The following is a 14,129-nucleotide window of genomic DNA, read 5'->3' on the forward strand; positions in this document are numbered from 1 at the left end:
AATCCCCTAGGAGGCGCGCTTGGCACCGACCATTTTTTGCATGAGCGACCAGTAGCGGGTCGGGAAAATCCGTTCGATCCACATCATGGTGTGCGCATCGCGGCCGACAAAGATGCGGGGCTTCCGGCGGGCGACGCCATCAAGGATGATCCGCGCCGCTTCGGCTGGCGGCATGACCAGCAGGCGCTGGGTCTGCTTTCGGGCCGCTTCCATCTCTTCAGGAGACGCCCCCGGTGGCGATTTGGCGCTCGCCGCAATCTGCGTCGCCACGCCGCCCGGATGCACCGTGGTGACCCCGATGGATGAGCCGGCGAGCTCGTGCCGCAAGGCGTTGGAAAAGCCCTTCACGCCGAACTTGGCCGTCGAATAGGCGGCCTGACCGGCTGGCGCGACAATACCGAAGATGCTGGAAATATTGACGATATGGGCTTCATCAACGGCGCGCAGCTTGGGCAGGAAGGCCCGCGTCATGCGGATGACACCATAAAGATTGATATCGAGCAGGCGTTCAAAATCGGCCATGTCGACCTCCTCGAACATCCCGCCCAGCGCGATCCCGGCATTGTTGAAGAGCAGGTGGACCGGTGTGTCCGTCGCGTCGACATCCTCTGCCAGCCGGGCAATGACCGCGGCATCGGCCATGTCGGCCACGAAGGTCGAGACCGCACATCCATCCGCCCGCAAGGGCGCGGCGACGGCTTCAAGCCCGTCGGCATTGACGTCGACCAGGATGAGGCCGGCACCGCGGGCAGCCAGCCCCGCCGCCAGTGCTGCACCAATCCCGCTGGCGGCGCCGGTGATCAGCGCCGTGCGGCCGGAATAGTCGAAACGGCCGCTCATTCCGCGGCTTCCCGGGTTGCCCGCTGACCGACCGGGTCGGGGGCTTTGGAGAAAGTCATATAACCGTCCTCAAGCTTGCCGAAGCGGATCGCCAGCATGTCCTGCACATAGTTCTGATAGGTCTTCCAGGGCGCCCGATCGCCCTGCTTGGGCAGATGCGCAATGGCCCGCTGGACATAGCCCGACGAGAAGTCGAGCAGCGGCTCGGGCTTGATGTCGTCCGGCACCTGCGGCACCGCGATGTCGGTCCCGGTCTTTTCCATGTGGTTGAGCATCCGGCAGACGCGCTCGCAGGTGAGATCGACCTTCAGGGTCCACGAGGCATTGGTATAGCCGAAGGCGAGCGCCAGATTGGGTACATCCCCCAGCATCATGCCGCGATAGGTGTAGAGATCGGCCGGGTCGGCCTCCACGCCGTCGCGCGAAATTCGGGCACCACCTGCCAGCTGCATCTCCAGACCGGTCGCCGGAATGATGATGTCGGCCTCGAGGGCCTCGCCGGACTTGAGCTGGATACCGGTCGGCGTGAAACGCTCGATATGGTCGGTGACAATGTCGGCCTTTCCGGACTTCAGCGTCTTGAAGAAGTCTCCGTCCGGAGCGAGGCAGAAACGCTGGTCCCAGGGATTATAGCTGGGCGTGAAATGCTTCTCGACATCGAAGCCCTCACCCAGCTCCGCCTTGACCGCTTTCAATACGCCCTTCTTCACGAAGTCGGGCCAACGCCTCGAGAGCTGATAGGTCAGAATGGACACGCCGATATTCTTGATGCGCGCGATCAGGTAGGCGAGCTTGGCCGGCAGCATCTTGCTCATCGACACCGCGAGCCCGTCGATCGACGGGCGCGACGCGATATAGGTCGGTGACCTTTGCAGCATCGTGACGTGCGCGGCCGTGTCGGCCATCGCCGGCACAAGGGTCACGGCGGTGGCACCGGATCCGATGATCACGACACGCTTGCCGGCATAGTCGAGTTCGCTGTCCCACAATTGCGGATGAGCGATCTCGCCCTTGAAGTCATCATATCCGGCGAATTCCGGGAGATAGCCTTTTTCATAGCGGTAATAGCCCGAGCACAGGATGACAAAGCGGGCCTTAAAGACCTGCTCCCGGCCATCTCCATCCACTGCGGTGACTTGCCAGCGCGCCGACGCGCTGTGCCAGTCTGCGGCGACGACCCGGTGACCGAAACGGATATGCTGGTCGATCCCGCTTTCGCTTGCCGTGTCGCGCACATACTGGCGGATTGACGGACCATCCGCGAAAGCCTTGCCGCCGGTCCAGGGCCGGAAGGCATAACCGAATGTGTACATGTCGCTGTCGGACCGGATACCGGGATAGCGAAACAGGTCCCATGTCCCACCGATCGCATCGCGCGATTCGAGGATGGCGTAGCTGCGTCCGGGAGAACGGGTTTGCAAGTGATAGGCGGCCCCGATACCGGACAGGCCGGCCCCGACGATCAGGACATCGAATTCGTTCTCGGACATGTCTGCTCCCATACCGTGTCTTCGGCAGTGTAGGAAAAGTGAACACTGTTTGCTAGTCGTTTCAAGCGCCGGAATGGGTGATCAGCCAAGCTTCACGAAGCGCCGCTGCCCAGAACAGGCCGCCCAGCCCCACCAGCACCCGGCCATCCTGCGGCTTTTGCGCGGCAGCGATGGCCTGCTCCGCGGTCTGCGCCAGCTGCAACCGGGCGAGCGGATTGCGCTGACGGAAGGCCGCCTCCAGCGACGCCGCCGGCACACCGCCTGGCAGCGCCGACACGACGACATCGTCAAATTCCGGCGCCAGACGGTCGAGCATGTCGTCAACCGGCTTGTCGGCCGAAATGGCCAGCAATAGCCGCGCCGGCCGCCCGTCCAGCAAGGTCGTGACCCCTGCTACAGCTTCGGCAATACCCGCCGGGGTGTGTCCGGCATCGATGATCAGGCCTGGTGTGCCGTCTCGATCTCCGGCGCCTGACGGCAGGACTTCCATCCGCGCCGGGTTGCAACAGCGGGCCAGGGCGTCCGTGACTGTGCCGGGCCAGCCGCTGGCGAACAGGTCGGGTCGCGCCTCGGCAAAGAGTTCGAGTGCGACTTCCAGATTGTCGGCCTGGAACCGGCCATGCAAAGGCGTCGAGACACGCAACGGGCCGCGCTGTCGCTGGTCGACGGTGATGTGATGCCCCGCCAACGTGTCGTCACTGACCGACCGGTCGTAGCGGTCCGCGACCCAGAGCGGGCGGACCGGCTTGAGATCCGCCATCACCGCCAGCGCGGCGCGCTCGTCCTCAAAACTGCGGCCGATGACAAGGCGCGCGCCGGGCGGGGCCACGTCAAGCTTGTCCAGGGCCACCTCGCGCAAGGTGTGACCCAGCAGCGGCATATGTTCGCGGTCCAGGCTGACCAGGGCGATGAGCGGGGCTTGCAGGAGCCGCGTCGGATCATAGCGCCCGCCTATGCCCGCCTCGATCACCAAGCGCTCGACGCCCGCCTGTTCGAACCACAACAACGCTGTCAGGAAACCGGCCTCGAAGGCACAGGCCTGGTCGCCCGGATATTCGGCAAGATGGTCGCGTATTGCCGCCCCGACCCGCGCCTCCAGGCCGCGCAGGATGTCGTCGGCGATCGCCTCGCCGGCCAGTTCGAAGCGTTCGTTGAAGGCATGAAGATGGGGTGAGGTGAACAGGCCCGTCCGCTCGCCGGCGGCCTGGAACAGCCCGCTCAGCATGCGGGCGACACTGCCCTTGCCATTACTGCCTGCGATCACCACGGCACGGCGACCGATGACGGGAAGATCAAGTCCCAGACGCGCCGCGATGGCCGCGGTGCGGGCCAGTCCGATACCCGCGCCGAAGCGGGGCAGATCAAGCGTGCTGGTCTTCATGGCGCACCCGCCAAGGCGCGAGCCAGGATGTCGGTCCACAGCGCCTCGGCTACCGCATGCTCGCCGATCGTTTCGAGCGAGGCGAAGCTGGGATTGGCATTGACCTCCAGCACGACAGGCCCGCCCGGAGCCGGCATCAGCAGATCGACACCGGCGACGTCCAGTCCCAGCGCCTTCGTCGCTGCGACGGCCAGTTCGGACAGGGCCGGCTCGACCCGGGTGGTGAACCCTTCGGCATAACCACCGGTCGCCAGATTGCCACGGCCAGCGAGTGGCACGGTCACGCCCACGGCGGAAATGTCATCAGCGCCCTGCCCGCATGCATCCAGGCCAGCGGCGAAATCAGTGACGGGGACCGGGCTCAAGGCGTCCTCGCGCAAATGCGCGTTGAGGCGATCGAACAGCGCGCGCCAGCTTGACCGGCCGTCACCAACGAGTCCGCCGGCGATCTTGCGGTATTGGAACCGCGCCTCGCCCGCAACAACCAGCACTCGAAATTCCGGCGCCTCCAGATAGGGCTGGACGACAATCTGGTCATGCACAGGCGCGACCCGGACCAGATAGTCGAGCAAGGCGTGATGGTCTCGAATCTGTTCGGCGAAATCGCCATGGGCGCCGCGATTGGGCTTGGCGAAAACCGGATAGGTCGCCGTCGCCCCCCAAGCCTCGAGATCGCTGCGCTCGCGCCCGGGCGCCCGCAGGTGTCGACGCGTCGTTTCCAGGAAGTAGAGGGCCGTGGGCATGTGAGGCAGGCCGGCTTCGGCGAGAATTGCCGCCGTGAAAGCCTTGTCGCGCGCGACAGTGTAGGCGGTGGCGTGATTGCCGGGATAGGCACAGATCGCGCCGGCACCGCAATGGACTCGGCGCCCATTGGCCTCGACCGCAAAGAGATAACCCTCGTCGCCATCCAGATCGACAAAGCGCCAACCCTGCTGCTGGCACACCGTGCGAACCAGGCGGGTATTGAACGGGGTCCGGTCAGGAGTGGCCATTGATTGCATGTCGACCTTCTACATCCACGCCGCAGGCGCGGAAACAGCGGCATGACGTTCGCCGGATGCCGCACCGCCGCAAAATGCATGGGTCAGATACATACCCAAGGGTCGATTTTCGCGAAAACCTCCCTATTTGATAGCGCTGACCGTTTCTCCAAGGAAAACTGAATGACCTCGACCGACGCCCTCTTCAAGCCCTTCTCGCTGGGCTCCCTGCAATTGCCCAACCGCATCGTGATGGCGCCAATGACGCGCTCCAAAAGCCCTGATGGCGTTCCGGGCCAGCCTGTCGTCGACTATTACCGTCGCCGCGCCGAGAACGCGGTCGGCCTGATCATCACCGAGGGCACGACCGTCGACCGGCCCGGCGCCAGCTTCGACCCGTCCATACCGAATTTTCATCAGCCCGACTCACTGGCCGGCTGGAAAAGCGTCGTTGATGCGGTCCACAAGGCCGGAGGCAAGATCGCGCCGCAGCTTTGGCATGTCGGCCTCGCCCGCAAGCCGGGCACCGGCCCCCACCCCGACGCCAAATCCGACAGCCCGTCCGGTATTGTTCCCGGCGGCAAACAGGTCGGCGAGCCGATGAGCGCCGAGGACATTGCCGACACCATCGCCGCCTTTGCCAAGGCTGCCAAAGCGGCCGCCGAGATCGGTTTTGATGCCATCGAGATGCATGGCGCGCACGGCTATCTGCTCGACCAGTTCTTCTGGGAAGGCATGAACCAGCGCGATGACCGCTATGGCGGAGGGCTGACCGAGCGCACCACCATCGTGCAGGAGATCATCAAGGCCATCCGCGCCGAGATCCCGGCCGACCTGCCGCTCATCCTGCGCTATTCGCAATGGAAGCAGCAGGACTATAATGCCCGCCTCGCCGACACGCCCGACGCGCTCGGCGAATTCCTCGGTCCGCTGTCCGATGCCGGTGTCGACATCTTCCACGCCTCGACCCGCCGCTTCTGGATCTCGGAATTTGAAGGCTCGGACCTGAACCTGGCCGGCTGGACCCAAAAGCTCACCGGCAAGCCGGCCATCACCGTCGGCTCGGTCGGTCTCAACTCCGACTTCATCGGTGCCTTCATGGGCGAAGGCTCACCGGCCGCCTCGCTGGACGGGCTGATCGAACGGATGGAACGCAACGAGTTCGACCTCGTCGCCGTCGGCCGCGCCCTCATCTCCGACCCGGAATGGGCCGCCAAGGTCCGCGACGGACGCTTCGACGAGTTGGAAGACTTCAGCGCCGAGAAGCTGAAGGAGCTGGTGTGACGCCAATCACCGGAAGCTGACACGAAAACGCCCGGCCGCTTGGTCGGGCGTTTTTTCTTGGCAACACCGGAATGACTGGAAGTCGGCCACCCAAGCTCGACAGGCTGAGTCCTGGTGCGAACACCGGCACCCGCGCCATCCCGTCATTCACTGATCGCGCTTCGGCCAGGCCTCACAAGCGATGCCGTCATCGTCGCGGTCATGGCGGGACCAATAGCCTGGCTCCCCGCGACGTGCAGGCGCGAGCCCCAAGCCGCTGGCATCGCTGCAATTGCGAACAGCGGCGAGGTGGCGCAGCGTCACCGGCAAGGGCCATGGGCTGACAAGGACGACGGCGCAAAGCGCCAAAACAATCAACACCACGAACACCCCAACGGGCCTGCGCCAACGCCTCAGCCCACGACGCATCCCGAACCGTCGCCACGCCGGCCCGGACACTCGCCGAAACCTGCGGTTCAACGCCTTCAGTCGCCGATCCTTCGCGGCCGCCCCATCAAAGACTGTCTGTTGCGACACACCCACTCCTGTGACCTTCGTACAGCAACAATACGCATGTCATCCCGACCGGACACGGAGGTCGCGTCAGGCTGGTAAACACGTCGTGAAGCACGAACCGATCTGGGTGCGAACTCATCAACCAGGAATGTTATGGGAAATAAATGGTGCCCGGGGGCGGAATTGAACCACCGACACGCGGATTTTCAATCCGCTGCTCTACCCCTGAGCTACCCGGGCACCGTGTCGAGCAGCTGCCTCGGCAGCCAATCGAGAGCGCGGTTTATAGGTCGGTCATGGAGGCGTGTCCATGGCTCTTTTCAGCGAAATCACAACCGGTGGCAGCTCGGGTCGCCACAGGGGCCCGCGCGTGCCCCTACTGGTCTTCCTCGGCCGGAGGATTGTCTTCGGCGACGTCGGCGGGCTCGCCGGGAATGGCGTAGGAACCACTGACCCACTTACCCAGATCGACATCGGCGCAGCGCTTGGAACAGAAGGGTTTGAATTCGGGGTCGGCCGGCTGTCGGCAGATCGGACATTTCATGGCGGGGTCTCCTTTATGGGGAGGCGGACAGGGCGGATAGGGTCAGGCGCGACCGACACGGCAGGCATCGCGCGCCAGCTCCGGATTTTCGGTCAGTTCAAAGCGGGCCCCGATGCGTTCGGTCAGCGCGGCGCGCCAGGCGATGGTATCGCCATCGAGCCAGTTGAAGACTTCGGTGCCAACCGTCAGGCGCTGCTTGCGCGAGCGGTCCGACCGGGCTTCCGCGTCGAGGCGGCGCAAGGCCGTCAGCGCGGCGGTTTCGACAGTCGGGCGGCCATTCGCCTCCAGCATGATTTCCGACAGGGTGCGACCGCGCCGCTGACGGGCAACCTCGCCAATGCAGAACTGCGACAGCGGGGCGATGTCGACCTTGGCCCGGTCACGGCGAAAGGCCCCGCGCAGGGTCTGTTCGACGGCCTTCCGGTCCGGTTGCCCGCGCATATGTACGAAATCGATGGCCAGGATTCCGCCAATGCCGCGCATGCGGGCCTGACGGGCGGCCTCCTTGGCGGCGGAATTGTTGAGCTGGACAGCCAGCTGGGCGGCATTGCCCTGGCCCTTGCGGCCATCGGCATCGACATCAATCGTCGTCATCGCCCGCGTCGTCTCGATATACAGCGAACCACCACCGGGAATGGCGACCTGTGGCTCAAGCGCTTCATCAAAGGCGGCCTCAAGGTCGAAATCGGTCTCGTCGGCCCATTGCGCTTCGGCATCGCCGAAAGTGCGGACCAGGCGCTGGGCGAGGATCTCGGCCGGTTCCAGGCAATCGGGCGCCTCACCAGGCTCGACCTCGACCAGACCGAGATTCGGGCCCTTCTCGGCATAGGCTTCGCGGGCAATGCGCACGCCAATGGCGGCGCCTTCATGCAGTCCTTTGGGACGGCCCGATTTGCCGAAGGGCAGGAAACCCTCCTCGCCGACACCCAGATCGACAAAGGCGGCATTCAGGGCCGGCTCGACGCGGCGGACACGGCCGCGATAGATCTCGCCCTCGATGACCCGCTGACCGGCTTCCGACCAGCGGTCGAGGTAAAGCTCGACGATGCGGCCATTCTCGGCCACGGCGGCGCGGGTCTCGCCGATGTTTTCTTCGATCAGGATCTGCCGGTTCATGCCGAACCTCCCTCGCCGATCCGCGCGGTGACCGGATAGCCCAGCCCCGTCAGCAGATTGGCGGTTTCATAGAGTGGCAGGCCAACCACGCCGGTAAAGGAGCCAATCAGATTGATCACGAAACATCCGGCCCGGCCCTGGATGGCGTAACCGCCCGCCTTGCCGTGCCATTCGCCCGAGGCGATGTAGGCGTCGACTTCCGGCTTTGACAGGCGCTTGAACTTGACCCGGGTCTCGACCACCCGCGCGGCAAACCGCCCGTCAGGCGCCCGCGCGGCAATACCGGTGAAGACCCGGTGATTGCGGCCCGACAACAAATCCAGACAGCGCCGCGCCTCGGCCTCGGTCTCGGTCTTGGGCAGGATGCGGCGACCGACGCCAACGACCGTATCGGCCGCGAGGATATAGCCGTCATCGCTGCCGGGATGGGCCATGGCCTTTTCCTGCGCCAGGCGCAACGCCAGCGGCCCGGGCAGCTCGCCCGGGATCTCGTGCTCGTCGATATGGGTGGGTTCGACCGCGTCGGGGCTCAGTCCCGCCCCGCTCAGCAAATCGAAGCGACGGGGCGAGGCACTGGCCAGAATCAGGCGCGGGCGGGGAAGTGCCGGGTCGGCCAGCGTCATCGCGTCACCACACCTGAATGGAGCTTACTTGAAGCGATAGGTGATCCGGCCCTTGGTCAGATCATAGGGCGTCATCTCGACCAGGACCTTGTCGCCGGCGAGTACGCGGATACGGTTCTTGCGCATCTTGCCCGCAGTGTGGGCAATGATTTCGTGTTCATTCTCGAGTTTGACCCGGAAGGTCGCGTTCGGAAGCAGTTCCGTGACTTCGCCCGGAAACTCCAACAGTTCTTCTTTCGCCATGCGGCTCCTCGTTTCTGACCCTGCGGTCTGACCCTGTGGGGGCTTAGAATTCTGGGTGCTACCGCAGACTTGCCAAGCAGCCCGCGCACCGGAGCGCGCTGTATACTCCCCCTTGCGGGCAAAAGTCGAGACTCAAGCGCTTTTAGGCGTTGGTTGCCACTGCGCGACACGGGCGGCGATGGCGTCGCGGGTTTCGCGATAGGCGGCGATCTTCATGTCGCGATTGCCGCCGGTCTCGCTGGGGTCGGGAATCGGCCAGGCCTGGAACTCGGCACCGGTGCGCGCGGCATACTCTTTCGCCATCCGGTCAGCGGCGGTCGACAGCGACACGATCAGGTCGGCCGGCGGGTCGCCGACGCCATTGAGGGCAATCGGCGAGAAGTCTTCCAGATCGACCTTCTTTTCGAGCATGACCGAGACCATGAAAGGATCGACAAAGGCCGCCGGGATGACGCCGCAGGAGCGGGCAATGGCGTCGGGACCGAAGCGCAGGCGCCACAGCCCCTCGCCCATGGGCGAGCGAATGGCATTGCGACCGCAGACGAACAGGACCGAGGGCAGGCTCATGACGCCGCCCGCCTGTGCAGGGCGCAGATCAGGGTGAAAAGGCGCCGGGCAGTGTCGAAATCGACATCGATCTTGCCGACCAGGCGCTCGCGCAACAGGGTCGAGCCTTCGTTGTGGACACCGCGCCGGGCCATGTCGATCGCCTCGATCCGCTCCAGCGGCGCGTCGCGCACAGCCTCGTAATAGCTCTCGCAGATCAGGAAATAGTCTTTCACAATGCGGCGCAGCGGTCCCAGCGCGAACATGAAGCCATGCACCGGCGTGTCGTCTTCCAGGCGCACATCGAAAACCAGCCGGTCATGTTCGATGGCCAGACGCAATGCGTAGGGGCCATCGACCTCACCATCCGGACGGAAGCGATTGCCTTCCAACAGGTCGGCGATGGCGACGCGGCGCTCGTGGTCGGCATTGACATCGCCCGGTCCCATGCTGGCCCCGTCGAGGTCGATGCGGACTATCCTGTCGTCGGACTGGCTCATGGTGCTTGGGTCTCTTCGTCCGGCTCACCGATATCGGCGGTTTCATGGTGTGGCCGCGCTGACGCCCGCCACGGGCGCGACAGGTCGACCAGGACCACGTCCAGGCATTCGACATCAAGCCGCAGCTCGCCGCCACCGGAAAATGTGCAGACCACCTGCCCCGACGGCATTTCGCCTGGCTCGAATCGGATCGCCAGCAGGCTGACCACCGCATCCTCGGCGCCCTGGCGGATATTGCGCGAGCGGGCCGCCGTCACATGGCCAATCTGGACACCGGAACGGACACGCCGGTCGCGCCGTCCGGCCTCCCAGCAAAAGCGGTTGAAGGCCATGGTGAAGGATCGCAGCCGTTTGGAGTGCTCGAAATCACCCAGCAACGCCACAGCGTCCTGGAGGGCTGCCGAAATGGCTTCGAGATCGGGCTCGTCCAGTGCCGTCAGCCGCAAGGGAGCTGTCATCCGTTCGTCCTGTGGTTCAGGCTCCGTCGGGGAGCCGTTCGATGCGGGCACCGCAGCCGGTCAGCTTGGCTTCCAGCCGTTCAAACCCGCGATCAAGATGGTAGACCCGATTGACCACGGTTTCCCCTTCCGCTGCAAGACCGGCGATGACCAGGCTGACCGAGGCGCGCAGGTCGGTGGCCATGACCGGCGCTCCGCGCAGGCGCTCGACGCCGCGCACCACGGCCTCATTGCCATGCACGGTGATGTCGGCGCCCAGGCGGGCCAGTTCCGGCGCGTGCATGAATCGGTTCTCGAAAATGGTTTCGCGGATCACCGATGATCCATCGGCCAGCGACATCAGCGCCATGAATTGCGCCTGGGCATCGGTGGGAAAGCCCGGAAAGGGCTGGGTCTCGATATCAACGCTTTTGAGACGGCTGCCATTGCGGGCGATACGGACACCGTCGGTCACGGCCTCAACTGTCACGCCCGCCTCAGCCATCGACGACCACAGCGCCTTGTTGTGAGCCAGCACGGCCCCTTCCAGCACCGCATCACCACCGGCCGCGGCCACAGCCAGAGCATAGGTGGCGGTCTCGATCCGGTCGGCGACCACCTTGTGGGTGACACCGGACAGGCGAGACTGGCCCTGGATGCGGATGGTTGAAGTACCGGCGCCCTCGATCGTCGCGCCCATCGCGGTCAGGCAATCGGCGAGATCCCCGATCTCCGGCTCACGGGCGGCATTTTCGATCACGGTCTCTCCGCGGGCCAGGGAGGCGGCCAGCATGGCGTGCTCGGTCGCGCCGACCGAGGCAAAGGGCAGATCGATCTCGCCGCCGACCAGGCCACCCGCCGGTGCCTTGGCCGAGACATAGCCCTCGGAAATCTCGATTTGCGCGCCCAGCGCCTTCAGCGCCTTGAGGTGGAGATCAACCGGGCGCGCACCGATGGCACAGCCGCCCGGCAGCGAAACACGGGCATGGCCTTCGCGCGCCAGCAACGGGCCCAGCACATTGAAGCTCGCCCGCATCTTGCGGACCAGGTCGTAGGGGGCGAACGTGTCGGCAATGGTCGCCGCGTGCAGACGCAGCTGCGCGTCTTGGCCATCGGAGACCTCGACCCCGAGCTTTTCCAGCAGATGACCGAGAAAACGGCTGTCGGCCAGGCGCGGCATGCGGGTGAGAATCACCGGCTCATCGGTCAACAGCGCCGCGGCCATCAGCTTCAGCGCGGAGTTCTTGGCTCCGCTGATTTCAATACGGCCTTCAAGGCGGGCGCCGCCCTGGATGACAATCCGGTCCATGAGTACTCCTTCAACCCCCAGGCAGAAAACCCTGGGACGGGAACGCGAGACGCGCGTGATTGGGTGTGCGCCCCATCCCAGTGCCCGATCCGGGCGGCATTATGACGGGCTGGCGGGTTTTTCTGAGGCAGTTTGTGCAGCGTCGCTGTCATTTTCCGATCCCTCGTCGACCGGGGTCCGCACCGCCGCCTTGCGGCGACGCAGATTGGCGCGCAAAGCCTCGGCCAGACGGGCCTCCCGGGAATTGGGGTCCGGTTTGTCGCGCTTGGCGCGCGGCGGTGTGGCGGGTGGATCGCTGGGCTTGCTCATGCAATTGGTCATGGCGAACGCTGCACATCACGTCAAGACACACTTGGCGCAGGCTCAGGCTTGCGTTATATGCCCGGCTCTCGTTCGCCGAAAGGCAACCCGGCGCCGCTATAGCTCAGGGGTAGAGCGTTCCCTTGGTAAGGGAGAGGTCGAGTGTTCAATTCACTCTAGCGGCACCATTTTCAAGCTTTTGAAATTGCTTGGGCAAATCACTACACAATCAAAGATCGGAACATCGGCCAGGGGCCCGGCTGCGATCTTGGGTGTGAATGCGGCGCCAAGCGCGGGGCGCCCCATAAATCGCTTGTCAGCCAGCGGGCCGTATCCGGTTCTTGAGCTCAAGGGTGTAACCGCGAAGCGCCGGCTGCGCCGCCCTTGACCTCAAGAACCGGATACGCCGGTCTCTCGGCAAGCGCTTTATGGATCACGCTGCGCCCGGCACCAGAAATGACTCGCCCCCGCCCCTTGCCGCGATGGCGTTGTCTGGTATTGGCTGTCGGGAGGTCGGGGCGCGGCGGGTTGTCGTAATGCCCGGCGGTGAATGGGGCGGGGTTTGCAGGCTTTTCAATCAGACGGGGTGCGGGCGCTGAGTGCGCTGGGCGTAGCTGTACTGGGTGCCGGCGCGATGGTGACCACCAGCGCCAGCATGCATGCCGAGGCGGAACCCGTTCCTGTCATCTATTCCATTCTGAACATGACCGAACGGATGGCGGACCGACACGCCTGTCCGCTGGACCTGCTACATGCGCGCGAGCTGATCGAGACGCGCTATGCGGCGACCGGGTACCGGTTGGAATTCAGCCCCCTGGCCGACGGGCCGGATGTGCTCCTGCATGAACTCGCCGCGACGGTCTCGCCGGAACCGGAAGCGAGCACGGCCGCCTGTGCGTGGACGGTGCATGTCAGTTTCCAGGGCGCGACCGCGACCTATCAGTCGACCGTCGCGCCGTCCTCGACACCGCTCGAAAGGGTCGACCTGGCTCCGCTGCCTGCAGCCTCCCCCGCGACCAACACCCGATGAGCGCCTTCCACCCGCCCTGCACGCCGCACCAGAGCGGCCATCTGGACGTCGGTGACGGGCATGCGATTTATTGGGAAAGCGCCGGAAACCCGGACGGCATTCCGCTGCTGGTCCTGCATGGCGGTCCGGGATCAGGAATTTCCGACAAATTCCGGAAGATGTTCGACCCGCAGCGTTTCCGCATCATCCTGCTCGACCAGCGCGGCGCCGGTCGCTCGACGCCGCACCTGTCGCTGAAAGCCAATACGACCGCCCACCTGGTCGGCGATCTGGAAGCCCTGCGCCAACACCTCGCGATCAAACGCTGGATGGTGTTCGGCCCGTCCTGGGGATCGACGCTGGCGCTGGCCTATGCCGAGGCGCATCCACAGGTCGTCAAAGCGCTCATTGTCGGCGCCATCTTTACCGCTCGCGCGGTTGAACTCGACTGGTGGCACAGCCCGGACGGCGCGCCGACCCTCTTTCCCGACGCTTTCGCCACTTTCATCGCGCCGGTCCCGCAGGCAGAGCGGGCTTCACCCAGGGCGATCATGCGCTGGTATCTTGCCGAGATGCAGGACGAAATCGCGCGCGGGCTTCCGGATCTGGCAGGCCTGGCCGACCTGTCGAGCCCGCTCGAAACACTGCGCCGCTCGGCCGTCTATCGCTGGACCGAGTATGAGGACCGCCTCTCCTATCTCGATAATCCGCCGGAGGCGGTGCGGGCCGGACTGGCGACGCGGGGCGCCGGCTTTGTCGCCGCCCACTCGCTGATCGAGGCGCATTATTTCAGCCAGGGGTGCTTCCTCGAAGAGGGGGAATTGCTGGCCAAGGCCGACAGGCTGGCGGACATTCCGATGGGCATCCTGCACGGCCGCTACGACATGGTGTGCCCGGCCCGCACCGCCTTTGACCTCGCCGCGGCCTGTCCGCACGCCGATTTCCGGCTGGTTGCGATCAATGGGCACGGCATGACCGAGGTCAGCCAGGCCGAGCTGAACTCGCTTGTCGATGCCGGGGTCTCCCGTATCT

Annotated in this window: 17 protein-coding genes and 2 tRNA genes; 4 read left to right on the forward strand and 15 right to left on the reverse strand. The window is 64.9% G+C overall.

The window, feature by feature from the left end; translation table 11 throughout:
• Positions 1-6: 6 nt before the first annotated feature.
• From ACN0X9_RS07555 to ACN0X9_RS07570, 4 genes are all read right to left on the reverse strand, one after another.
• The gene (locus ACN0X9_RS07555) at positions 7-840 is read right to left on the reverse strand and encodes an SDR family NAD(P)-dependent oxidoreductase (protein WP_417487006.1); all 834 of its coding nucleotides are present in this window, start codon (positions 838-840) and stop codon (positions 7-9) included.
• Complete coding sequence (locus tag ACN0X9_RS07560) at positions 837-2,330, reverse strand: flavin-containing monooxygenase (RefSeq protein WP_417487007.1); 1,494 nt, start codon at positions 2,328-2,330, stop codon at positions 837-839. Before ACN0X9_RS07560 ends, ACN0X9_RS07555 begins: the two co-directional genes overlap by 4 nt.
• Before the next feature lie 61 nt (positions 2,331-2,391).
• The gene (locus tag ACN0X9_RS07565; protein WP_417487008.1) at positions 2,392-3,711 is read right to left on the reverse strand and encodes a bifunctional folylpolyglutamate synthase/dihydrofolate synthase; all 1,320 of its coding nucleotides are present in this window, start codon (positions 3,709-3,711) and stop codon (positions 2,392-2,394) included.
• On the reverse strand, positions 3,708-4,712 hold the full coding sequence (locus ACN0X9_RS07570; protein WP_417487009.1) for an ATP-grasp domain-containing protein: 1,005 nt from the start codon (positions 4,710-4,712) through the stop codon (positions 3,708-3,710). Before ACN0X9_RS07570 ends, ACN0X9_RS07565 begins: the two co-directional genes overlap by 4 nt.
• A gap of 162 nt (positions 4,713-4,874) precedes the next feature.
• On the opposite strand from ACN0X9_RS07570, the gene ACN0X9_RS07575 reads away from it, so the two are divergent.
• A complete protein-coding gene (locus ACN0X9_RS07575) occupies positions 4,875-5,975 on the forward strand; it encodes an NADH:flavin oxidoreductase (protein ID WP_417487010.1) in 1,101 nt (366 codons plus the stop codon).
• Between the two features lie 147 nt (positions 5,976-6,122).
• Here ACN0X9_RS07575 and ACN0X9_RS07580 read toward each other — a convergent pair whose 3' ends face one another.
• From ACN0X9_RS07580 to ACN0X9_RS07630, 11 genes are all read right to left on the reverse strand, one after another.
• Complete coding sequence (locus ACN0X9_RS07580; protein ID WP_417487030.1) at positions 6,123-6,383, reverse strand: excalibur calcium-binding domain-containing protein; 261 nt, start codon at positions 6,381-6,383, stop codon at positions 6,123-6,125.
• A 252-nt stretch (positions 6,384-6,635) separates the two neighbouring features.
• Positions 6,636-6,710: transfer RNA gene (locus tag ACN0X9_RS07585), tRNA-Phe, on the reverse strand.
• 136 nt (positions 6,711-6,846) lie between these two features.
• The gene (locus ACN0X9_RS07590) at positions 6,847-7,014 is read right to left on the reverse strand and encodes a DNA gyrase inhibitor YacG (RefSeq protein ID WP_417487011.1); all 168 of its coding nucleotides are present in this window, start codon (positions 7,012-7,014) and stop codon (positions 6,847-6,849) included.
• A 42-nt stretch (positions 7,015-7,056) separates the two neighbouring features.
• Positions 7,057-8,130 (reverse strand): ribonuclease E/G, encoded by a 1,074-nt coding sequence (locus tag ACN0X9_RS07595; protein ID WP_417487012.1) that lies wholly within the window; start codon positions 8,128-8,130, stop codon positions 7,057-7,059.
• Positions 8,127-8,753, reverse strand: coding sequence for a Maf family nucleotide pyrophosphatase (locus ACN0X9_RS07600; RefSeq protein WP_417487013.1), 627 nt, complete (start codon positions 8,751-8,753; stop codon positions 8,127-8,129). Before ACN0X9_RS07600 ends, ACN0X9_RS07595 begins: the two co-directional genes overlap by 4 nt.
• 24 nt (positions 8,754-8,777) lie before the next feature.
• Complete coding sequence (infA, locus tag ACN0X9_RS07605; protein ID WP_011643070.1) at positions 8,778-8,996, reverse strand: translation initiation factor IF-1; 219 nt, start codon at positions 8,994-8,996, stop codon at positions 8,778-8,780.
• 132 nt (positions 8,997-9,128) lie between these two features.
• A complete protein-coding gene (locus ACN0X9_RS07610) occupies positions 9,129-9,563 on the reverse strand; it encodes a low molecular weight phosphatase family protein (RefSeq protein ID WP_417487014.1) in 435 nt (144 codons plus the stop codon).
• Entirely contained in the window at positions 9,560-10,042 is a 483-nt protein-coding gene (locus tag ACN0X9_RS07615) for a UPF0262 family protein (RefSeq protein ID WP_011643068.1), read from the reverse strand. Before ACN0X9_RS07615 ends, ACN0X9_RS07610 begins: the two co-directional genes overlap by 4 nt.
• On the reverse strand, positions 10,039-10,500 hold the full coding sequence (locus ACN0X9_RS07620; protein ID WP_417487015.1) for a DUF2948 family protein: 462 nt from the start codon (positions 10,498-10,500) through the stop codon (positions 10,039-10,041). The genes ACN0X9_RS07615 and ACN0X9_RS07620 overlap by 4 nt, the downstream gene beginning before the upstream one ends.
• Before the next feature lie 16 nt (positions 10,501-10,516).
• Positions 10,517-11,788 (reverse strand): UDP-N-acetylglucosamine 1-carboxyvinyltransferase, encoded by a 1,272-nt coding sequence (gene murA, locus ACN0X9_RS07625; protein WP_417487016.1) that lies wholly within the window; start codon positions 11,786-11,788, stop codon positions 10,517-10,519.
• 99 nt (positions 11,789-11,887) lie between these two features.
• On the reverse strand, positions 11,888-12,097 hold the full coding sequence (locus ACN0X9_RS07630) for a hypothetical protein (RefSeq protein ID WP_417487017.1): 210 nt from the start codon (positions 12,095-12,097) through the stop codon (positions 11,888-11,890).
• A 104-nt stretch (positions 12,098-12,201) separates the two neighbouring features.
• Between ACN0X9_RS07630 and ACN0X9_RS07635 the strand changes: the two genes are divergently transcribed.
• The 3 genes from ACN0X9_RS07635 to pip all read left to right on the forward strand — a co-directional run.
• Positions 12,202-12,276, forward strand: a tRNA-Thr gene (locus ACN0X9_RS07635).
• Positions 12,277-12,650: 374 nt separating this feature from the next.
• Positions 12,651-13,118 (forward strand): hypothetical protein, encoded by a 468-nt coding sequence (locus tag ACN0X9_RS07640; protein WP_417487018.1) that lies wholly within the window; start codon positions 12,651-12,653, stop codon positions 13,116-13,118.
• Positions 13,115-14,129, forward strand: a 1,015-nt coding sequence (gene pip / locus ACN0X9_RS07645) for a prolyl aminopeptidase (RefSeq protein WP_417487019.1), incomplete at its 3' end; no start/stop codon positions are given. The genes ACN0X9_RS07640 and pip, both read left to right, overlap by 4 nt.

The organism is Maricaulis sp. (assembly GCF_048268525.1).
GTDB lineage: Bacteria > Pseudomonadota > Alphaproteobacteria > Caulobacterales > Maricaulaceae > Maricaulis.